At 73.4% G+C, this 20,101-nt stretch carries 15 protein-coding genes and 1 tRNA gene; 10 read left to right on the top strand and 6 right to left on the bottom strand.

All coding sequences use genetic code 11. The features are described from left to right. Together AB0K00_RS19210 and AB0K00_RS19205 are read left to right on the top strand one after the other, a co-directional pair. Nucleotides 1-194, top strand: a 194-nt coding sequence (locus AB0K00_RS19210) for a hypothetical protein (protein WP_363522461.1), incomplete at its 5' end; no start/stop codon positions are given. Between the two features lie 75 nt (nt 195-269). Next, entirely contained in the window at nt 270-890 is a 621-nt protein-coding gene (locus AB0K00_RS19205) for a hypothetical protein (protein WP_363522459.1), read from the top strand. Nucleotides 891-1,200: 310 nt separating this feature from the next. Here AB0K00_RS19205 and AB0K00_RS19200 read toward each other — a convergent pair whose 3' ends face one another. From AB0K00_RS19200 to AB0K00_RS19190, 3 genes are all read right to left on the bottom strand, one after another. Next, a complete protein-coding gene (locus tag AB0K00_RS19200; RefSeq protein WP_363522458.1) occupies nt 1,201-3,921 on the bottom strand; it encodes a tetratricopeptide repeat protein in 2,721 nt (906 codons plus the stop codon). Nucleotides 3,922-4,112: 191 nt separating this feature from the next. Further along, the gene (locus AB0K00_RS19195; RefSeq protein WP_363522456.1) at nt 4,113-6,905 is read right to left on the bottom strand and encodes a DUF6493 family protein; all 2,793 of its coding nucleotides are present in this window, start codon (nt 6,903-6,905) and stop codon (nt 4,113-4,115) included. Next, nucleotides 6,902-8,251: an SWIM zinc finger family protein gene (locus tag AB0K00_RS19190; RefSeq protein WP_363522454.1), complete on the bottom strand. Its 1,350-nt coding sequence runs from the start codon at nt 8,249-8,251 to the stop codon at nt 6,902-6,904. The genes AB0K00_RS19195 and AB0K00_RS19190 overlap by 4 nt, the downstream gene beginning before the upstream one ends. 108 nt (nt 8,252-8,359) lie before the next feature. On the opposite strand from AB0K00_RS19190, the gene AB0K00_RS19185 reads away from it, so the two are divergent. The 6 genes from AB0K00_RS19185 to AB0K00_RS19160 all read left to right on the top strand — a co-directional run bounded on the left by AB0K00_RS19185 (nt 8,360) and on the right by AB0K00_RS19160 (nt 14,319). Continuing rightward, nucleotides 8,360-8,432 (top strand) — tRNA-Arg (locus tag AB0K00_RS19185). 26 nt (nt 8,433-8,458) lie between these two features. Then, nucleotides 8,459-10,000, top strand: a complete 1,542-nt coding sequence (locus AB0K00_RS19180) for a hypothetical protein (protein WP_363522452.1) — start codon at nt 8,459-8,461, stop codon at nt 9,998-10,000. A 100-nt stretch (nt 10,001-10,100) separates the two neighbouring features. After that, on the top strand, nt 10,101-11,489 hold the full coding sequence (locus AB0K00_RS19175; protein ID WP_363522451.1) for an iron-containing redox enzyme family protein: 1,389 nt from the start codon (nt 10,101-10,103) through the stop codon (nt 11,487-11,489). Next, a complete protein-coding gene (locus tag AB0K00_RS19170) occupies nt 11,486-11,827 on the top strand; it encodes a Rieske (2Fe-2S) protein (protein ID WP_363522449.1) in 342 nt (113 codons plus the stop codon). Before AB0K00_RS19175 ends, AB0K00_RS19170 begins: the two co-directional genes overlap by 4 nt. 93 nt (nt 11,828-11,920) lie before the next feature. Then, on the top strand, nt 11,921-12,958 hold the full coding sequence (locus tag AB0K00_RS19165) for a 50S ribosomal protein L11 methyltransferase (RefSeq protein ID WP_363522447.1): 1,038 nt from the start codon (nt 11,921-11,923) through the stop codon (nt 12,956-12,958). After that, the gene (locus AB0K00_RS19160) at nt 12,955-14,319 is read left to right on the top strand and encodes an iron-containing redox enzyme family protein (protein WP_363522445.1); all 1,365 of its coding nucleotides are present in this window, start codon (nt 12,955-12,957) and stop codon (nt 14,317-14,319) included. The genes AB0K00_RS19165 and AB0K00_RS19160 overlap by 4 nt, the downstream gene beginning before the upstream one ends. Here AB0K00_RS19160 and AB0K00_RS19155 read toward each other — a convergent pair. After that, nucleotides 14,306-15,565: an ATP-grasp domain-containing protein gene (locus tag AB0K00_RS19155; protein ID WP_363522444.1), complete on the bottom strand. Its 1,260-nt coding sequence runs from the start codon at nt 15,563-15,565 to the stop codon at nt 14,306-14,308. The two genes, AB0K00_RS19160 and AB0K00_RS19155, sit on opposite strands and share 14 nt — an antisense overlap. Nucleotides 15,566-15,585: 20 nt before the next feature. Then, nucleotides 15,586-16,896, bottom strand: coding sequence for a hypothetical protein (locus AB0K00_RS19150; RefSeq protein ID WP_363522442.1), 1,311 nt, complete (start codon nt 16,894-16,896; stop codon nt 15,586-15,588). Nucleotides 16,897-17,089: 193 nt separating this feature from the next. Between AB0K00_RS19150 and AB0K00_RS19145 the strand changes: the two genes are divergently transcribed. Further along, on the top strand, nt 17,090-18,355 hold the full coding sequence (locus tag AB0K00_RS19145) for an MFS transporter (protein ID WP_363522440.1): 1,266 nt from the start codon (nt 17,090-17,092) through the stop codon (nt 18,353-18,355). 149 nt (nt 18,356-18,504) lie between these two features. Then, nucleotides 18,505-19,464, top strand: a complete 960-nt coding sequence (locus AB0K00_RS19140; RefSeq protein WP_363522438.1) for a phytanoyl-CoA dioxygenase family protein — start codon at nt 18,505-18,507, stop codon at nt 19,462-19,464. Between the two features lie 30 nt (nt 19,465-19,494). Here the strand turns inward: AB0K00_RS19140 and AB0K00_RS19135 are convergent, their stop codons facing one another. Then, nucleotides 19,495-20,082 carry a DUF4265 domain-containing protein gene (locus AB0K00_RS19135; protein ID WP_363522437.1) on the bottom strand — a complete coding sequence of 196 codons (588 nt, stop codon included), beginning with the start codon at nt 20,080-20,082 and terminating at the stop codon, nt 19,495-19,497. Nucleotides 20,083-20,101 lie beyond the last annotated feature (19 nt).

Genomic DNA, 20,101 nt, shown 5'->3' with positions numbered 1-20,101 from the left:
GCGGGACGCCGCCCCACGTAGCCGCAGCGGCACGACGAGCCGCCCGACGGGGCGAGCTGTTGCAGCCACGGGCTGGCTCGGCCGGGTCGGCTGACCTGGCTGGCTCGGCTGACCTGGGCGAGGTCCTGGCCGCGCTGGAGCTCCTGGCCCGCCGCCTCACCCCGCAGGCGATCGCCCGCCGCCCCCGGCAGTAGCCCCGCGGTCACAGTGGCGGCCGCCGCTTATGGTCGCGACAGTAGCGCTTCGTTGCGTCAGCGGGAGGTGTACGGATGTGGGCCATCGCAGGACGCGGCGCCGCCGGCCTCGGAGTGCTCGCCGTGGCACCGGTCGCGGTGGTGTTCCTGGCCCGGTCCAGCCTCGGCGGCGCGTGGTTCACGGTCGCCGCGGTGGCCGTCTGCGTCGCCGGGTTCCTCCTGGTGGCCGCGGTGATCACCACGCTGTTCGGCGAGGACCCGGGCGGCAGGATGGACCGCTGGGCCACCGCGGCCCTGATCCTGGCCTTCGCCACCCCCGTGCTCGTCAGCACCGGGATCCGCGCGGAGGAGGTCCGCGCCTGGCAATGGACCGACGTGACCGTGCAACAGGTACGGTGCGCAAGGACGACTGACGACGGCGGCTGCGTCGAGGAGTACCGGATCTCCGACACCCGGACCGAGGCGGACCTCGGCTGGTCGTCGTGCGGCGACACCCGCTTCCAGGTCGGCTCGCCGGCCCGGGCACACGTGAACCCGGCCGACACCCGCGTGAGGCTCGGCTCGTGCGGGTACACCTCGGGCTGGTACGCGCCGATCTTCTGGACCATCGTCACGCTGCACACCCTGGTCGCGGTCGCAGTGCTCCGCCGCTCCGCCGCCGACCTGGCCACGCACGCCCGCACCCGCGCCGCCTGACGACAAACCACGCACCGCACCCATGACGACCGGCCCAGTGACGGGCCGACCATGACACGGCGGCTGCCCGGCGGCTGCCCGGCGGCTGCCCGGCGGCTGCCCGGCGGCTGCCCGGCGGCTGAGGCCGGCGACGATCCGTGGGCTGAGAGCCACAATCGCCCATGAAGCCGAGACCCGCGACTTGAAGGCGAACCCCGCGCCCAACAGCGGGCTGAGACCCGCGACCGCCCATGCACCCGAGTCCCGCGAACGCCCGCGAGACTGAGGTGCGCAATCGCCGTGAGGCCGATATCTGTGGCGGTGGGTGCGGTCAGGGGCGTGGCGCGGGTGCTGGCGGGGCCGCGGCGAGCCGGGCGCGTAGGTCGTCGCCCTCTGGCATGCCGAGTTCCGTGTACAGGGCGACCGCCTGCTCGTGGTGCGCGCCGGCGCGGGTCAGGTCGTGCAGGGCTTCGTGGGCGTCGCCGAGGCCGCGGTGGGCACGGGCCTGCTGGTCGCGGGCGTCGGCGATCGTCGCGGCGGCGAGCGCGGCCGCGTGGTGGGTGAGCGCACCGCTCGGGTCGCCGAGGGAACGGGCGGCCTCGCCGAGCCCGTTGCGCGCCCAAGCCTCGCCGATCCGGTCGTGCCCGTCGAGGAAGAGCGTGAGGGCACGCCGGTGGTGTCCGGCGGCCTCCTCGTGCCGGCCCAGGCGGTACTCGATGATGCCGAGGTCCGTCAGGGTGCTCGCCTCGCCGAGCAGGTTGCCGGCCTCCTGGTACAGGGCGAGGGCCAGCAGGCAGTGCTCCTCCGCGGGACCGTAGCGGCCCATCCGCTCCTCGACGAGGCCGAGGTTGTTCAGCGCGCGGGCCTCACCGGCCCGGTCGCCGGCAAGGACGAACAGGCGCAGCGCCGTCTCGAACCCGGCCGCTGCCGCCGCCAGTCGGCTGAGCCGGAGCGCGACGAGCCCGAGGGTGACGTGGGCGCGGGCCTCGCCGGCCGGGTCGCCGAGGTCGGCGAACAGTGCCGTGGCCCGTTCGAGCTGCTCGGCAGCGGTGTCGGTGCGACCCAGCCGCAGCAGCGCGGCGCCGAGGGCGGTGCGCGCCTGAGCCTCGCCGGCCAGGTCCCCGGTGGCGCGGGCGGCGTCGAGCGCGTGGCCGTGGACGGTGACCGCATCCGCGGGCTGGCCGCCGGCCAAGTAGCGCAACAGGACCGACGACAGCTGCACCGCGTGGAACGGCCAGCCGTCGGTGGCCGTCTGGGCAACGATCGCGAGCAGCGCCGCCCGCTCGCCGTCCAGCCAGGCACGCGCCGCGTCCCGGTCAGCCGGCACCGGCGGCACCGCAACGGACGAGGCCAACGCCGGCACCGCAACGGACGAGGGCAACACCGGCACCGCACCGGACGACGGCGCCCGATCGGACACCGCCAGCTCAGGCACGGCACCGGACGACGGCACTGCACCTGATGGCGACACCGCACCGAACGGCGGCACTCCCTCGGGCGGGGGCAGCACCGGCACCGCACCCGAGGAGGGCGCCGCAACGGACGAGGGCACCGGCACGGCACCGGACGGGGACACGGCGCTAGGCGGCGACACCGTGCCAGGCGGTGGCGCGGCACCAGGTGGGGGCACGGCGGCGGGTGGGGGTGAGGCTGGGCAGTGGACCGCGTCGGTGGGGAACAGCACGTTCATTGCGGTGGTCGCGGCGGCCAGGTAGTGGTCGAACAGGCGGGTTCGCGGGGCGTCGACCGGGCGCTCGGCCTGCTCGGCGGCGTACGCCCTCAGCAGGTCGTGCATGCCGTAACGGTTCGGGCCGGTCCGGTGCACCAGGTGGGCCCGGGCGAGGACCTCCAGGGTGGTCCGGGCTTCGGCGGGGCTGCCGCCGGTGAGGCTCGCGGCCGCATAGGTGTCGAGGTCGGGGCCGGGGTGCAGGCCCAGCAGGCCGAACGCGTGCGCGGCGGCCGGTGGCAGGTGCCGCAGCGACCAGGACAGCACCGCCGACACTGACGCCCGCGGGTCGTCGCCGGCGGCGAGCAGGGTCAGTCGCCGGCGCTGGTCGTGCAGCTCGGTGACCAGGTCGGCGAGGGTGGCGTCGGGCCGGGCGACCACCAGCTCGGCGGCGACCCGCAGGGCCAGGGGCAGGCGAGCGCACTGCTCGGCGAGGGTGGCGACCGCGTTGGCCTCGGCCCGGGCTCGCGTCCCGATCAGCCGGCGCAGCAGGGCGTTGGCGTCGCCGGGTGGGAGCAGGTCGACCTCGACGCGGTGCGCGCCGTCGACGGCGACGAGCCCCGGCAGGGTGTCCCGGCTCGTCACGAGCGCCGCGCACGACGCGGTGCCGGGCAGCAACGGCCGGACCTGCTCGACCGATGACGCGTTGTCCAGCAGCAGCAGGACGCGCCGGTCGGCGGTCTCGGTGCGGAACCGGGCGGCCCGGTCGTCCACGTCGACGGGGATGTCCTGCGCGGCGACGCCGAGCGCGGTCAGGAACCGGGCGAGGGCGTCCGCGGCGGTCACCGGCTGCGCCGGGTCGTAGCCGCGGAGGTTCACATAGAGCTGGCCGCCGGGGAACCGGTCGCGGACGTGATGGGCCCACCGGAGGGCGAGTGCGGTCTTGCCGACGCCGGCGGGGCCGGTGACGACCGCGACGAAGGCCGCCGTCGGCTGGTCGGCGGTCGCGGCCGCCATCGCGTCCAGGGCGGCCAGCTGCGTCTCCCGCCCGGTGAACGTGGACACGTCCGGCGGCAGCTGCGCCGGCACCCGGCCGCCGTCCGCGGGCACCCGCCCGGCGGGTGGCAAGCCGGCCGCCGGGTCGACGGTGACGCCGGCGGCGCACCGGCGGAAGTCGTCGGCCGCCGAGCCGGTGAGCCCGAAGACGACGGCGAGCAGCCGCACGGTCGGCGGACGCGGCACCGCGATCCGGCCGCCCTCGAGCTTGACGATGCTGCGCACGCTCAGGCCGGCCTTCGTGGCCAGCTCCTCCTGGGTGAGGCCCAGCCGCTGCCGGTGGGCACGGACGAGCGCACCGAACGCCCTCGAACCATCGAGCTCGCTCATCGCCATCCGTCCGCCTGCGGTGCCCCCTGCCGGACACCGTACGCCGCCGGCACGCCAAGTGCCGATGAAGTACCGCCGAACGTCCTGGAGGTCCACGCCGGCGTCGGCGACGATAGACGCACCTGGCCGGCACCGGCGACACGAGGGCACCGGTGCCGGCGAACAGGACGGATGTCGGGCTTCATCGCCGATCAGCCGGCGGTCAGGGTCCGGTGGAGGCGTTTCGCCTCCACGACCAGCCTGGTCGAGCCGGTCCGGGCGGCAAGCTCCGCCAGGCCAGCCACGTCGCCACGCGAGCCGGACGCCGCCGCCGCGGTCGACGCGACGGTCAGCAGATCCGGCAGGCCACGCGGCGTCACATGACCAGACCGTCCCCTGGCGCTCCGTCCCCCGCTGCCGACCGCATCGCCGGCGCCTGGTCCCCCGCGGCCTGAGGCACCGACCGCGCCCCCGGCGGCAGAGGTGGCAGCCGCGCCCCCAGCGGCGGGCGTGGTGGCGGGGCCTGGCGACGGCCTGGTGTGCTCCGCGGGCAGCAGGCCGGCGAGCGCTCCCGCCGCGACCTGCCAGGTCATCGCCGGGGCGATGCGGGACGCCTCCTCGAGCTGAGTGACGGCACGGCTCAGGACGATGAGCTTCGTCCCGGCCAGGCGGGCCAGCTGAGCGCCGAGCTCCCCGCCGTCGAACCCGTCCAGCCCACCGACCGCGACGAGGGCGTCGAGGGCGGCGATGCGCTGGTCCGCCTCGGCGGCGGCGAGGCCATACGCGATAGCGGTGAGGGTCACGGGGCCGACCGGGCCGCCGAGCTCGGCGAGCAGCGGCAGGAGCCTGGCGTCGCCGCGGTGGTGCTCGATGTCGGTCGCCGAGGCGATGACCGGCAGCAGGCAGGCCGCGACGACCTCCCGCTGCGACGGCAGCACCGACGGCCAGACGGCGGCCCACTCGTGCGACCTGATGTCGGCGTTGACGACGGGCGGCGGGGTGAGGTCGGTCAGCCAATACGGATCCAGGGCGGACCGGGCCGGCGCCGACGCCGCATAGAAGCGGGACGCCGGCAGCCAGTCGAGATTCCGGCCGCGTTCGGCGGTCTGCCGGTGCACCCGGACGACTCGCAACTCGGGGCGGCCGGTGCCGCCCGCGTCCAGCCACTCCACCAGGGTCCGGCCGGCGTCCGACCGCAGGGTGCGAGCCTGCCGCAGCACGTCGGCGTCGACGTCGAGGGGGAGCCGATACAGCGCCTGGTGCAGGTCCTGCTTCCACGGCTGCCAGCCCTCCCGCTCGGCGCGGGCCAGCCGCTCGACCAGCGCCGCCGGGTCGAGCAGCCCGTTGACCTGCGTCGGGGTCGCCACCAGCGCGGGAACGGGCTCGGTCGACAGCCGCACCACGACCTCGGCGAGGCGCAGCGTCAGGACACCGTGCAACTTCATATACGGGTTGCCGACGCGCACGTCCGCCGGGGTGCCGCGCAGCGCCCGGGTCGCCTCGGCCAGCACGAACGGCAGCCCGGCGGCCCTGTTCAGGGCGGCGGTGAACAGCGCCCCGGCGTCGCGGTGCGAGTCGGCGGCCCACCACTGGGTGCCGATCCGGGGGCCGACCCGCTGCATCACCGGGGCGAGCGCGGCCCGCAGCGCGATCGGGTCGCCGGCGTGCAGTCGCACCAGCGCGGCGAGCACCCGCTCGACCGGCACCGTCTGCCAGTCGGCCTGGTCGAGGGCGGCGACCTCCTCCGCGAGCTCGTCGGGCGACGCGATCGGCTCGGGCATGTCCGCGGCCGCGACCAGCCCGGGCAGCAGATCCGGCACCGGCTCGGCGACCTGCGCGGCGCCGGGCAAGCCGACATGACCGCCGAGCAAGCCGACATGACCGCCGAGCGCGCCGGCGTGTCCGTGCCGGGTGAGGAACGCCGCCGCCCGGTCCCGGACCTGCACGTCGGGGTGCTCGACGGCGACGGCGATCACCTCGGCGATCTCGGCAGCGCGGGCCGGCAGCCGCTTCGCCAGCTTCTCCAGCCAGATCAGCTGCGCCTTGACGAGGCCCTTCTCGCTGCGGCCGAGCACCGTGCGGGACGTGTCGAGCAGCGACTCCAGCTCCAGCGTGCCGGCCGCGTCGGCGTCCTTCAGCACCTTCTGCGCCATCGTCGCCACTGGGCCCAGGGCATCGGCGAGCAGCTTCAGGTAGATCGTCGCGCGGTCGGCCACCTCAGCCCCGGTCGGGGCGAGGACGTCGTGGAACTGGACGAAGCCGTGCAGCACCATCTTGGGGTGGGTGCCGAGCAGCATGTCCAGGCACCGGTCGAGGGCGGTGGCCCGCTCGAACCGGCCCTCGTCGATCAGGGCGGCAACCGCCAGCAGGACGCCGGGCCCGGCCCGCCACTCGCGGGTCACCGGGTCGTAGGCGCCGACCGCCGCGGCGATCGCGTCCCGCTCGAACGCCAGCGGCAGCAGCGTGTCGGTGAACGGGCTGGCCCGCAGCTCGTCGAGCACCGTCTTGTCCCGCTGCGTGATCCGCACCGACAGCAGCCAGCCGTCGACGAACCGCTCGCTCGTCGGGGTCGGCACCCCCGCGGCCAGCAGCAGGTCGGCGGTGAGCCGCCACGAGGCGATCGTGGGATCGCGCGGCAGCTGGTCGGCCAGCCGGGTGCCGAGAGCCCCGAGCCACGGCACGCCCCGGTCGGCGGCGGCGCGCAGCACCGGCGGGGTCAGGATCGTCGACCACCGCCAACCGTGCCGGGTGATGACGGTGGCCGCCTTGGCCGCGGTCGACGCGCACCCGACGGCGGCGACCGCATAGGCGGTGGCCTCCTTCTCGTTGAACCAGCTGCCGGCGTCGCGGGGCAGCGCGACGAGCCGCTTGCCGAGCTCCGCGCGCTGTGTCTCGTCGAGGTCGCGCAGCGCGTCCACGGTGGCGGCGAACTTGCCCTGCTGCAGCAGCGTGTGCAAGGCCGGCCAGTCGATCGGGCCGGAGGGGCGCCGGCCGAACAGCTTCACCGGGTCACCGCCGGGGTGGCGGCGCGGGCGAGCTCGGTGGCCAGGGCGTGTTTGCACGGGCCGCGGCCGCCGCGATACTTCGCCCACCACGGGCAGGTGCAGTGCAGGGCGCCGTCGGCGGCGCGGACCCGGTAGACCTCGTCGCCGCTGCGCACGGTCGCGCCGGTCGCGTCCAGGCTCACCGCGCCGGTCTCCACCAGCGCGCGGGCCCCGACCAGGCGCGGGTTGTGCCGCTCGGCGCGCTGGGCGTCATAGGGCAGCACCCGGTGGAAATAGGCGGCCTCGGACACGTCGAAGCCGACCTGCCCGGCGGTGCCGAGCTGGGTGAGCGCCGCCCGGACCCGGGCCGCCGGCATCGCGGCCTGCTCGGCGAGCGCGTCGACGTCGACGGTCGGGTCCCAGGCGAGCAGGGCGCTGATCAGCTCGGCGTCATCGACGACGTCGTCACCGGCGAGGGCGGCGAGCACCGCGCCCTCGCCGGAGAACCCGCGGCTCGGCTGCGGCGACAGGGTCAGTGACAGGCGCAGCTCGCCGGTGTCCAGCTCCCACGTGCTCGACACGGGCCCGCTGCCCGCGGCGACCGCCGGACCATAGACCCGCAGCCGCTTGGCGAAGCGCAGCACCGGCTTCAGCGCGGCGAGCCGGCCCGGCCCCGGCAGGCACACGGCGCCGGGCACCGGGCGGGAGGTGAGGCGCAACGACCGGCCCGCCGGCACCGCCCACAGCACCGAACGGTCCCCGGACGGCAACCGGCGCAGGAACGCGGTCGCGTCGGCCACGGACAGCTCGGCGCGCGGGTCGAAGCCGGACGCGATGACCTGCACCTCCGCGAACCCCCGCAGCCAGCGGGTGGGCAGCGGCACCTTCTTCTCCACGACCGCACCGTCCATCGTGGACACCGTCAGGTCGTCGGGGCCGACGGAGACGTGCAGCGGGTCCGCCCCGACGAGCCGCTGCAGCGCCTGCCGCAGCGGCGTGTTGACGTCGACATTGGTGGTGCCGTGATCGACGATCTCGCCGTCGAGCCCGGCGGGCAGGACGTCGAGGCGCGCATAGACGCCGCAGCAGCCGGAGAACGACTCGAACCGCAGCCGGTCCCGGCTGCCGGTGACGACCGGGTCCAGGCTCGCCGGGCTCAACGGCTGGAAATAGCGGGTGCGGGCCACCTCTGCCACCGCGAGCAGCCCGGCCGACGCGGCGGCGGGCGTGGTCAGGAACCCGGTGAAGAACCGCGGGTTGGCGGTGGCGGCGCGCTGCGCCACCCCACCGGCGGTCTGCAGCTGCAGTCCCCCGTCGAGCAGTGTCGACGGGGCAAGATAGCTCAGCGACTGGACGGCGTTCGTCATGCCGCAGAAGGTAGTCCCGGGGTATGACAATTTTCGTCGGGCCAACGCGATCACCCGGGACCACCTGACGTTCGCCGGTCCCGGCCCGTGTCCTACGCTCGCGGGCGGTAGGTCGTAGTGCAGAGGTCGTCACGCCACCTTGCGAAGATGGAGGACGCCGGTTCGAATCCGGTCGGCCTACCACCCCATCCCCGTGCGGAGGTGCTCGTGCGTCGTGACCTGCCGCAGTGGCGCCGGATCCGGGCGGAGTCGCTGCCCCGTCGCGTCGTGGACGCCGCCGCGGCGGCACGGGCCGCGGGTGACTGGCGCGGCGCCGCCGCGCTGGCCCACTGCGACGTGGACGTCGACGAGGACCGCCTCGACGCCGCGCTCGAGGACGACCTGCGGCACCTCAGCGTGGACCTGCTGCGGTGGCACCTGCCCCGGCACCGCGGCGGGATGAGCACGCTGCAGCCGATGGTGAGCGCGGTCCTGGCGCCGCGCGCCGGTGCGGACACCGCACCGCTGATCCGGGTGCGGCTGCCGAAGTCGCCGACCGGGCCGCAACGGCTGCAGCTGACCGTCACCACCATGAACGAGCTCGACAACGAGCGCTGGTACGTGGCGCCCAGATACACCTGGGACGTGCGGGAGTTCGCCGGCGTCCGGGCCGCGTGGGGTGGCTCCGCCGCCCGGATGCCGTTGCTCACCACGGAAGGACGTCCGTTGCCGCCGGAGGCGTTCGCCGCCGGTACCGACGAAGCCGCCGCAACCGAACGGATCTATCGCCGACTGATGGCCGGCGACCTGGTCGGGGCGTGGCGCGAGTGCGGCGTCGACGTGTCGGCGGTCGAGACCGAGGCGCTGCAACGGCCCTCGGCGCCGCCGACGCTGCCGATCGGGGTCGCCGACGAGGCGCGCGCCGCCGCGGCGGCGTTCGGCCAGGAGCGGGTCAGCACCCTGTACGGCGCGTCGCTGACGTTGACGGTCGCCGACATGACCGCCGAGGGCCTCGACGTGAGCGACTACCTCGAGGTCCCCACGCGCATCCTGACCGGCTCGGTGCCGCCCGACCTGGCGCTCATCGCGGCGGGGATGCAGCGCCCCGCCGACCTGCACCCGCTGGTGCGCGAGGCGCTGTTCCCGTCCACCATGGCCGAGCACGGCGCCCCGGTCCGACCCAGGCGCACCGCGGCGCCGGCGCGGGTGCGCTGCCAGGGAGTGTGGCACCGGGTCGAGGTGACCGGCGGGGCGCTGCGCCTGCACGACCACGACGCGGAGGAGCAGCTGCGCGAGCGGATGCTGCGCTCGCTCGGCGGCACCAGCTCCGGCTGCTACGCCGTGCAGGCCGCCTGGACCACCGGCACCGGGCGGCTGCCGCGCGCCCTCGCCGAGCGGTGCCGCGAGGTCAAGCACCGCATGCAGCACGGCGACACCGACTGGCTGCTCGACGGCCTGGACCGCGGGGTGATCGACCCGCACATGCACGACGCGAACGGCTGGTCGCTGCTGCACCTGGTGATGTGGGTCGACTTCGAACGGGTGCTGCCGGTCCTCCTTGCCGCCGGGGTACCGGTCGACGCGCGGGACCGCATCGGCCGGACCCCGCTGTATCTCGCGGTGATGAACGGCGGCTCCCCGCAGCTGATGCGGCGGTTGCTCGCCGAGGGCGCCGACCCGCGCGCCGAGACGGTCCACGGCGCCTACCCTGCCGCCGTCGCCCGTTCCCGGCAGTACTGGCAGGATCTCGCCTTCGTCGCCGAGGCCTGACCGCCCAAGGCCCAGTTGGTGGGATCACAGCGGGAGCGATAAATATGTACACTCCCCATGCTCGACCTTGGGGCAACTTCGACGGGGAAGTTGGGTACATATGGCGATCGATGCGGACATTGTTCGTTCCAAGCCAGCCGATGATCTCGGTCGGCGCGTCGCCGCATTCACCAACGACAACCTGTTCACCGGCGCTCCGGAGCTGCTGCACCCACCCAATCCGTATCGGCGGATGCTGGTGCCCGACGCGGTCGCCGAGGTCGACTTCACCCGCCCGCTGGCCGCCGGCGAGGCGACCGGCCACCGCGCGCTGGTGGCGCACCGGCTGCTCGGCACGTTCTACGAGGCCGACACGGTGCTGCTGCCGGAGCAGGGCCTGGGCGCGCTGCGCGGCGACTTCGACCGGTTCTACGGCGACGGGCTGCGGCGGCTGCGCGAGGCGTCGCTGTCGGACCTGGAGCACTTCGCGTTCGCCCTGCTCGACGACGAGATCGACGTGACCGGGGCGTGGAGCACCGCCGACCTCGCCGCATACTTCGAGCACACCGCCGCGGAGGCCGACTCGGGTGAAGCCGAGTCGCTGACGGCGATCGCCGCGGCCCGCCGGCCCGAGGTGGCCGCCGACACCTACCTGGTGCAGCTGGCGCTGGACGGGCTCACCGAGGCGTCGGCGATGTCGCGGAACCTCGGCGGCGCGTTCGGCCCCGAACAGTCGGCGCTGTTCAAGGTGTTCATCGACGAGTTCGGCTACGGGGTGCACGAGGCGAAGCACACGACGATCTTCCGCAAGATGCTGCGGAGCCGGGCGCTGCAGACGCACGTCCACGCCTACTGGAACTTCTATCTGGCCGGCCCCCTGGCGACGAACAACTATTACTACTTCGTCTCCCGCGACCACGCGAGTTTCTTCCGGTACATCGGCGCCGTCACCTATGCGGAGCGGGTGTTCGCACCGAGCTTCGTCAATATGATCGACACGTACCGCGGCGTCTTCGGCGACGACATCGACCTGCACTACTGCGAGGAACACGCGCACATCGACGCGCACCACGGGCGGATCACGCGGGACGAGATCCTGCTGGCCCTGGCCGAGCGGCACGGCGCGGGCGTCATCCCGGAGCTGGTGCGCGGCATCGCCGAGGCCCGGCTGCTAGGCGGCTGGTTCGAGCAGGACACCGCGGCCCAGATCCGGTGGTCGGACGAGCTGGCGGACTACCGGGCACCCGACGTGGACACCGGGCCCGCGCAACGAGTGGCGCTGACGGCGGACAGCCCGTTCGGCACCCGCAGCCACGACGCGACGGTCGTGGTGGCCGTCGAGGACGGGGCGGCCGAGCTGATCACCGGCCCGACCGCGGCGCCCGAGCCGATGGCCCGCGGCGACGCGGTGCTGGTCCCGGCCGGCCGGCTCTACGGGCTGCGCGCCGCCAGCCCGGCCTGCGTGTACTCGGTCCGGGTCGCCGGGGCGGTGACCCCATCGGCATCGTGATCATCGACCTGCGCCGGCACAACACGGTGCTGGCCGGGGACGAACGCTACTTCCTGTTCCAGGACGCCGACGGCGAGCGGGTGCGGCTGGTGCACGACCGCTGCCCGCACCGGGGCGGCCCGCTGAGCCTGGGCCGGCGCACGCCGGACGGGCGGCGGATCACCTGCCCGTGGCACGGCACGAAGGTCGGCGTCGCGGCCCTGTGCCGCACCGCCCTGCCCATGGTCCGCTCCGGCCGCACCGCCGTCGTCGTGCTGCCGGACGACGCCGCCACGCCGGTCACCACGATCCACCGGCACATCCTCGCCAACCTGCCCACAGACGGCGAGGCACCGTAGCCGGACAGCGAGACAGCGCAGACGGGTGGCACCGGTCACGAGCCGGCCCGCCCGCCGGACACGATTCGGGGGACGATGAAGATCCGCATACCTGTGAACCATCTGGAGCTCGCCGGGAAACTGTTCCACGACGGGCGTTACGAGGAGGCGGCCGAGCATTACCGCTCGGCCCGCGAGCTCGACCCGCACAACTGGCAGGCGGTCACCGGGTACAACCGCGCGATCCGCCGGATCGTCCCGCGGTGGCACTTCGAGATGATGCACGACCACGAGCGGGCCGTGCAGTACGAGGCGGCCATCAAGCAGGTCGTCACCGCCGACCACCTGGTGCTCGACGTCGGCACCGGCTCCGGGATGCTGGCGCTGATGGCGGCCCGCGTCGGCGCCGAACGGGTCGTCGCGTGCGAGGGCCAGCCGGTCGTGGCCGAGGCCGCCCGTGGGATCGTCGCCGGCGCCGGGTACGCCGCGCAGGTCGACGTCGTGCCGAAGATGTCCACGGACCTGCTCGTGCCCGGCGACCTGCCGCGGCGCGCGGACGTGCTCATCACCGAGACGGTCGACTGCGGGCTGCTCGGCGAGGGCATCCTCGCCTCGATCGGCCACGCCCGCGAGCACCTGCTGACCGACCAGGCAATCATCGTGCCCGGCCGGGCCCGGGTGCTGGCGCAGCTGGTGGAGAGCCGGGCGCTGCACCAGAAGAACACCGTCGGCGAGCTGCACGGCTTCGACCTGTCCGGCTTCAACGAGCTGGCCTCGCTGGAGTACTTCGACTCGCGGCTGCGCCGGCACGAGCACCGGGTGCTGTCCGCGCCGTTCGAGGTGTTCCGGTTCGACTTCCACCGCGACGGCCCGGCACCGCAGCAGGCGACGCTGCGGGTGCCGCCGACGGCCGCCGGCGCCTGCCACGCGGTGGTCTTCTGGTTCGAGCTGGAGCTGGTGCCGGGCATCACCGTCACGAACGCGCCCGACCATCCCACGACGCACTGGAAGCAGGCGGTGCAGTGCCTGCCGCACCCGGTCGCCGTGCACCCGAACGACCCCCTTGCCGTGGACGTCCGCCACGACGGGCTGCGCATCTGCTTCACCGACATCAGCGCCGACACCAGCACCAGAAAGGAGCGGCAGGGATGAGCGTCGCCGAGGCCGTCGAACGCTACTGCGGGCAGCGGCTCTTCCAGGCCGGGCCCGAGGTCGTCATCGTGGGCAACCCGTACCGGCGCACGATCGGCCTGGAGGACCTCACCGACCGCGACTTCGCACGCCCCGTCACCGAGGCCGGGTTCCTGGACCACCGCCATCTCGTGGTGAGCCGGATCCTGTGCAACGCCTACGAGAGCAGCATGATCCTGCTCCCTGAAGGCAGCGTGGGCCCGGTCAAGGCGGACTTCGACGCGTTCTACGGCGACGAGGCGCGGCGGCTGCGCGACGCGGTCTGGCCGGACCTGGAACGGTGCTCGTTCGACTTCCTGCGCGACGCGGCGAAGGTGCCGCCCGTGCGGACCGTCGACGAGCTGCGGGCCTGGTTCATGGCCGAGGTCGACGCGGTCGGCTCGCCCGCCGACGGCAGCGGCAACAACCCGGAGGTCACCGCGACCGCCCCGCTGCGCGGCACCATGCTCGCCATCACGCAGTGCCGCCACGCCGAGGAGGCGGCCGCGCTGTACCTGTTCCAGCTGGGCCTGGACGCGCTGACCGAGGCGTCGGCGATGGCCCGCAACCTCGGCGGCTCGTACGGCGCCGAACAGTCCGAGCTGTTCAAGATCTTCATCGACGAGTTCGGCTACGGCGTGCACTCCGCCAAGCACAGCACCATCTTCCGCGGCTTGCTGCGCAGCCTCGACCTGCACCCGGACGTGCACGCGTACTGGAACTTCTACCTCACCAGCTCCCTGGCGGGCACCAGCTACTTCAACCACGTGAGCGAGAACCACGCCGGCATGTTCCGCTACATGGGCGCGGTGACCTACCTGGAGTGGCTGTTCGCGCAGGGTTTCGCCGACATGGGCACCATGCTGCGCACCGTGTTCGGCGACCGGGTCGACACCCGGTACTGCGACGAGCACGCGCACATCGACATCCACCACGGGCGGATGACGTTCGAGCACCTGCTGCTCGGCTTCGCCCGCGTGCACGGTGACGCCGTCATCCCCGACCTGGTCCGCGGTGTCGAGGAGACCAAGGTGATGATGCGCCTCGGCGAGGAGGACTTCCTCGCGCAGATCCGCTGGGCCGACAACCTCGACGCGCACACGAGCCGCGGCGTCACCGTTGACGGGGGCGAGACGCGCCACCTCAGGCCGGATTCGCCGTTCGTGACGCGGGTGTACGACGCTGACACCGCCCTCGTGGTCGGCGACGGCGAGGTCGACGTGTACGCGTGGGCGACGCAACGGCCGCACCGATTGCGTCGCGGCGACGCGCTGCATGTGCCGCGGGGCCGCCTGCACGGACTGAAGGCGGCCACCGCGTCGGCGACCGTCACGGCTCGATGATCAGCTCCTTCTCCAGGGCCCGGATCGCCTCCCGGTCGGCGTACACCTGCTCGACGTCGTCGTGGGCGAGCAGGATGTACCCCATCGTCATGCTCGACACCAGGTCGGTGGTGGCCGCCACCCGGTCCCCGGTGCGCACCAGGAACACCGGCGAGTGGTAGCTGGGCAGGTCCCGGGCCCGGTCGAAGACCTCCGCGTTGCGCACCACGCCGGAGGTCTCGGCGATGAGGAACACCGCCATCACCCGCTTGTGCAGGTTGAAGCCGGGCGGCAGGGTCGCGCCCCGCCCGGCGCAGATGTCGACGATCCGCGACACCTGGCTGCTCTCCCCCGCCGTGGCGACCTCGCTGCACAGCGGCTTCATCGCCCCCGCCGGGCGCGGGTTGATCTCGACCAGCCGCATCCCGTGCTCGGTGTCCATGACCTCGGTGTGCGCGGCCCAGTACCGGAAGCCGACCGCGTCGAGGCAGCCGAACGTGTAGTCCAGCACGTGCCCGTACTCGTCCAGGTCGTACGGCAGCCACTCGACGTTGTCGTAGATGGCCCAGCCGTTGGCGTTCTGCACCTTCCGGTAGCGGGTGATGTCGGTCAGCGAGTGGTGCCCGTCGAAGCTGACCGTGTCGATCGCGTACTCCATGCCGGTGATGTACTCCTGCACCAGCACCTTGTCGTTGACCGCGCCGTACCGGTTGACCGCGCCGATGAGCCCGTCGACCAGCTCCGGCCAGCCCTTGCCGCCGAGCGCGAAGCCGACCCCGTCGGTGCCGGCGCTGGTGGCCGGCTTGACGACCAGGTCGCGGCCGGCGAGCCCCTCGCGCTCGATCCAGCTCGCGATCTCCGCGTGGTCCGAGGAGTACACCTGCTTGATGACGTCCAGCCCGTGCGCCGCGACGGCCTGGTGCGACAGGTACTTGTTGCGCCGCGCCGCGGCGAGCTCGGGCACGTTGATCCGGTCCGGGGTGAGGATCTGCCCGAGCCGGCCGCAGAGCCCCTCGATCCGGTCGGTGCCGGGCAGGATGCCGACGGTGTGCCCCAGCGCCCGGATCCGCTCGGCGGTCGCCGCATCGTCGCCGTGGTGCTCGATCACCGCCGCGTACTCGTCGTCGCGGAACGCGGTGAGCACACCGATGCCGGCGACGGCCGGGTCGATGAGCGCGACCGGGGTGATGCCGGCCTCGCGCAGCGCGGCGGGGATCAGGCTCGCCGAGGAGAACGGCTCGGCGAGCACGACGACGGGTCGGTCCATGACTCCTCTTTCCACCCGCGTCATAGCGGGTCCGGATAGGTGAACGCGCAGCTGAACGCCGAGCCGGTCGCCTCGTTGACGACGGCGCCGGCGTCGACCCGGGACACCCGGATCAGCGTGCCCGCATAGCCCTGCTCGAAGACGAACACGCCCCACACCGGCAGCCAGTCCGACGTCCCGGCGCCGTCCGGCACCGTCTCCGGGGCCCCGGAGACGCGCTCCTGCACCACGAACGACCCCGCGAGCGCCGCGGTGAGCGCCTGTTCCCACTCGGCGTCGGTGACCTCCCAGCCGGCGGTGACGCCCGCGCCGCTGGAGCCCGAGCCCGGCTTCAGCACCAGCCGCTGCCGGTCGGCCCGGCACCGGGGCAGCAGCTCGGGCGTCAGCCGCCGCGTCCACGGCAGGATCCGGTCGACGGCGGCGGCTTCCTCGGCGCTGAGCCTGCCGTCGTCGCGCAGCTGCGACACGAGCGCAAGGCTGCCCTTGTTGGCGGTGATGCCGTGGTCGAACGACGCGAAGAACACCACGGTGCCCTTGTCCTGCGCGCGCAGGACCGGCGCCAGCCACTCCTCGGCCTGCGGCTCGGCGCAGAACTCCTCGAGGGTGAAGTACCGCATGACGACGTCCACGGGGGTGCCGTCCACGTGCAGGCGGCCGTCGCGTTCGACGAGGTCGGCGATGTGGGTGATGCGGATGTCGATGCCACGGTCGGCCATGTGCTCGACGAACGACACGTAGTTGGCGTGGTAGGTGGCCATCGTCTTGGAGATGTCGGTCAGGGCCACCACCGGGTCGGCACCGCCGGTCACCGGCGCGGCGAGCCGGCGCAGGTAGGTGGCGATCTCCTCGCCGATGTCGACGTGGCGCAGGTCGTGCTCGGCGGCGAACCGGCGGAAGTCCGGCAGGCGCAGGTAGGCGTCGTTGATCGCGGCCCAGTCGACCCCGCCGAGCTCGCTGCCGGCGTTGAGTTCCAGCAGCCGGAAGCCGGTGCCGTCGTGGTACAGGTCGGGCCGCGCGTACAGCGGGGTGCGGGCGCCGGGCGCGCAGGCGAGCTCGGTGGCCCGGGCGTCGACGCCGAGCTGCGCGCACAGGCGTCGCCGGTCGCCGTCGAACAGCCGGTCCGGCAGCGACGCCACCAGGTCGATGACGGTGCGCAGGTCGGCCGCCGCGCGGCGCAGGTCGGCGTCCGGCACGAACAGCGGCCGGGACAGCATCCGGGTGCCGTACACGCCGCCGAACGCGGGCTCCAGCGGCAGCTCCCGCCCGACCGCCGGCAGCGGCTGCGACGTGCCCGGGAACGCCGCCAGGTATGCCTCGGTGACCCGGTTCATGCCGCACCGGATAGACCGGTGCCACTGGCACGGGGTGGAATACGCATCGATCATCCTCCACAATGCGAGACGGTCCACAGACTAGCGCCGATCGCCTTCCCGGGTTGACCCCTGTGAATGGCACTGCCGAACGGAGTTCGCTGCGATGACATCCGAGGCCCCTCCCCCGACGGTCATGGCGACCGTGCGCGCCATGACCTTGCCGGTCTGGGTGCTGCTCGTGGGGACGCTCGTCAACACCGTCGGCAGCTTCCTGATGCTGTTCCTGACGCTGTACCTGACGCAGAAGGGCTTCTCGCCGTTCCACGCCGGGCTGGCGCTCGGCGCGTGGGGCGCGGGCCGGATCGCCGGCGCGTTCATCGGCGGGACGATCGCGGACCGGATGGGGTACCGGTTCGCGATGGCACTGTCGATGTTCAGCACCGCGGCACTGATCGCGGCGCTGATCGGCGCCGCCAATCTCGGCAACCCGTGGCTGGTCGTGGCCGCCGCGCTCGCCGGCGCCTCCCTCAACGGCATCTGGCGCCCGCCGGCGCAGGCCATGATCACCGAGGCGACGCCGCCGGGGCACCTCGTCATGGTGACGGCGTTCTGGCGGCTCGCGTTCAACATCGGCGTCTTCGTCGCGCCGGTGCTGGGCGCGCTGCTGTCGCGCATCTCGTGGGACCTGCTGTTCTGGGTGGAGGCGGGCTCGTCGGCGCTGTTCGGCGTGCTGGTCGTGGTGGCCCTGCCGTCCGTCGCCCGGCCCTCCGCCGCGAAGGCCGAGACCGCCGAGACCGACGCGCCCGCGCCGGAGCGGGGCGGCTACGGTCGCGTGCTGCGTGACGGCGGCTTCGTGCTCTTCCTGTTCGCGCTGCTGGTCAACGGCATCGTGTACATCCAGGGTCCGGCGACGCTGTCGCTGCACCTCGACGGCCTCGGCTACGCGACCGCGGTGTTCGGCGCCCTCGTCTCCCTCAACGCCCTCACCGTCATCTGCCTCGAGGTGCCGGTCACCAGGTTCACCCAGCGGTGGCAGCCGCGGACCGCGGTCGCGATCGGGATGGCACTGACCGGGATCGGGCTCAGCCTGTGGAGCGTCGAGTTCGGCATCGCCGGCCTGGTCGTCGCGACCCTGGTGTGGACGATGGGCGAGGTGGTGGCGAGCCCGTCGATGTTCGCGTACCCGGCCATGGTCGCGCCGCCGCACCTGCGGGCGAGGTACATCGCCGCGACCAACGTCGCCAACCAGATCGGCTACTCCGTCGGCCCCGTCATCGGCACCGCGATCTGGGCCGGCGTCGGCGGCGCCGTGTTCTGGATCTGCGGCGCCCTCGCCGCCGTGGCCGTGCTCGCCGTGCTCGCCGGCACCCGCACCATCGACACGGTCCGCGCCTCGGCGCCGGCGCCCGACCCATCGACGCCCGACGACGGGCAAGGGGTCAAGGAAGGGGCAGCCGTCGATGGATCTGTGCCGTAGTCTGCGGCGAGGCACGTTGGGAGGTTCGAAGCCCCTGGCGACCGCACGGGGGTCCACCTCTTTGGATCAAGGATGATCAGGAGGTCAGCTAGGTGAGTGGCACCAACACGTTGACAACCGAAGGACCGGGCACACTCGGGCCGGATGGGGTGGCAAGGTTCTGGCGCGAAGGATTCGCGGGACCGTTCCCGCTCGGCTTGCCCGACAAGGAGCTGGCCGAGCTCGCCGACCGGTGCGAACGCATCGTCGAGGAGCGGCACACCCAGCCGCTGTACGGCCGGTACGCACTGCGCGACTGGCACCTCGTCGACCGTGACCTGGAGCGCGTGTTCACCCAGGATACGATCATCGGACGGGTCGCCGAGCTGCTCGGCCCGGACCTGCTCCTGTGGCGCTCGAAGATCTTCTACAAGCCGCCGGGCGCCGACGCGATCGGCTGGCACCAGGAATGGGGCAAGTTCGACGGCGAGGAGATCGGCAACTCGACCCCGTCGCTGCAGCCCGCCGGCTCCGGCGACGACGTCTGGGACCTCACGGTGTGGGTCGCCCTCGACGACGTCACCCCGGAGAACGGCCCGCTGCAGTTCGCCGCCGGCACCAACACGACGAAGGTGCCGTGGGTGAAGGTGCCGATGACCCAGTCGGCGTTCTACGAGGAGCCGTTCGTCGGGCTCACCAAGATGCAGGTCGCCGAGCGGACCCGCCGCAGTGAGCTGGTCCTGGACATCGACACCGCCGACTGGCTCGACGGCTACGACGTGGACGCCGCCAGCCTCGAGGAGCTCACGGCCTACCTGCACGGCCGCTTCGACGAGCTGCTGGCGAAGTTCACCGACTTCGAGCCGGCCCCGGGCACGGTCGCCACGATGGTGATGCCCCGCGGCAGCTTCGTCATCTTCAGCGAGCGCACCATGCACGGTTCCCCGCCGAACAACTCCGACCGGCGCCGGATGGCCGTCAACTGCCGCCTCACCCGCGCCGACACCCTCGTCTACCCGGGCCGCCTCGACGGCGTCCTCATCGACGGCTCCAACCTCGACATCAGCAAGCACGAGAGCCTGCTCGTCGCCGGCCGCGCCACCGAGCACCGCAACGTCATCCGCCCCTGACAGCACGCGCCGCGGCCCGGCCGGCCCATCTCAGACCGGCCGGGCCCGCTCATCGTCGTCCCGGTCTCGCCCTCGCCCTCGCCGCCGCCCCGCGCCCGCGGGCGGACGGCGCCGGGTCCACGCCTCGTTCCAGCGGTCGGTGACGCAGCCGGTCTCGAAGTGCCACCAGCCGTCCGCCGTCCCGGCGTGCAGCAGCTGCTTGATCCCGGCGAAGTCGGCGTCGTCCGGCACGTCGAACGCGACGAACGGAAAATCGGCGCTGAACCCCTCGCCGCCGAGCCCGAACCGGGCGAACTGCGCGTGCACCGCCGCCGCGCTGGGTCCCAGCGGCCCGTCGGGCACCGGCAGGACCCGGACCGTGCAGTGGCCGGATGCCTCGACCCGCCCGAGGGCCCAGTGCACGCCGTCCGCGTCGGTCTCGAACCGCACGACGTCGCCCTGCGCGACGCCGTTCTGCAGGAACGGCACGTTGTCGACCCGGGCGGTGTCCGCACTCAGCGCCGTCGCCCACAGGCCTTCCACGCTGTAGGGCAGCCACCCCTCGCGCGGCACGAACCGGAACAGGATCTTGATCGCATCGCCCGCGGGTCGGGCACGCGTATCCGGGGAGGTTGCCATGGCGCCCATGGTCCCGCAC

Origin of the sequence: Dactylosporangium sp. NPDC049525, assembly GCF_040676755.1 — a bacterium.
Lineage (GTDB): Bacteria > Actinomycetota > Actinomycetes > Mycobacteriales > Micromonosporaceae > Dactylosporangium.
The sequence above is the reverse complement of the archived record's forward strand: the minus strand, read 5'-3'. Positions and strand labels throughout refer to the sequence as shown.

Coding starts and splice junctions, on each gene's coding strand:
- AB0K00_RS19205 (WP_363522459.1), top strand. CDS start 270: ATGTGGGCCATCGCAGGACGCGGCGCCGCCGGCCTCGGAGTGCTCGCC.
- AB0K00_RS19200 (WP_363522458.1), bottom strand. CDS start 3,921: ATGAGCGAGCTCGATGGTTCGAGGGCGTTCGGTGCGCTCGTCCGTGCC.
- AB0K00_RS19190 (WP_363522454.1), bottom strand. CDS start 8,251: ATGACGAACGCCGTCCAGTCGCTGAGCTATCTTGCCCCGTCGACACTG.
- AB0K00_RS19175 (WP_363522451.1), top strand. CDS start 10,101: ATGGCGATCGATGCGGACATTGTTCGTTCCAAGCCAGCCGATGATCTC.
- AB0K00_RS19160 (WP_363522445.1), top strand. CDS start 12,955: ATGAGCGTCGCCGAGGCCGTCGAACGCTACTGCGGGCAGCGGCTCTTC.
- AB0K00_RS19155 (WP_363522444.1), bottom strand. CDS start 15,565: ATGGACCGACCCGTCGTCGTGCTCGCCGAGCCGTTCTCCTCGGCGAGC.
- AB0K00_RS19150 (WP_363522442.1), bottom strand. CDS start 16,896: ATGAACCGGGTCACCGAGGCATACCTGGCGGCGTTCCCGGGCACGTCG.
- AB0K00_RS19145 (WP_363522440.1), top strand. CDS start 17,090: ATGACCTTGCCGGTCTGGGTGCTGCTCGTGGGGACGCTCGTCAACACC.
- AB0K00_RS19135 (WP_363522437.1), bottom strand. CDS start 20,082: ATGGCAACCTCCCCGGATACGCGTGCCCGACCCGCGGGCGATGCGATC.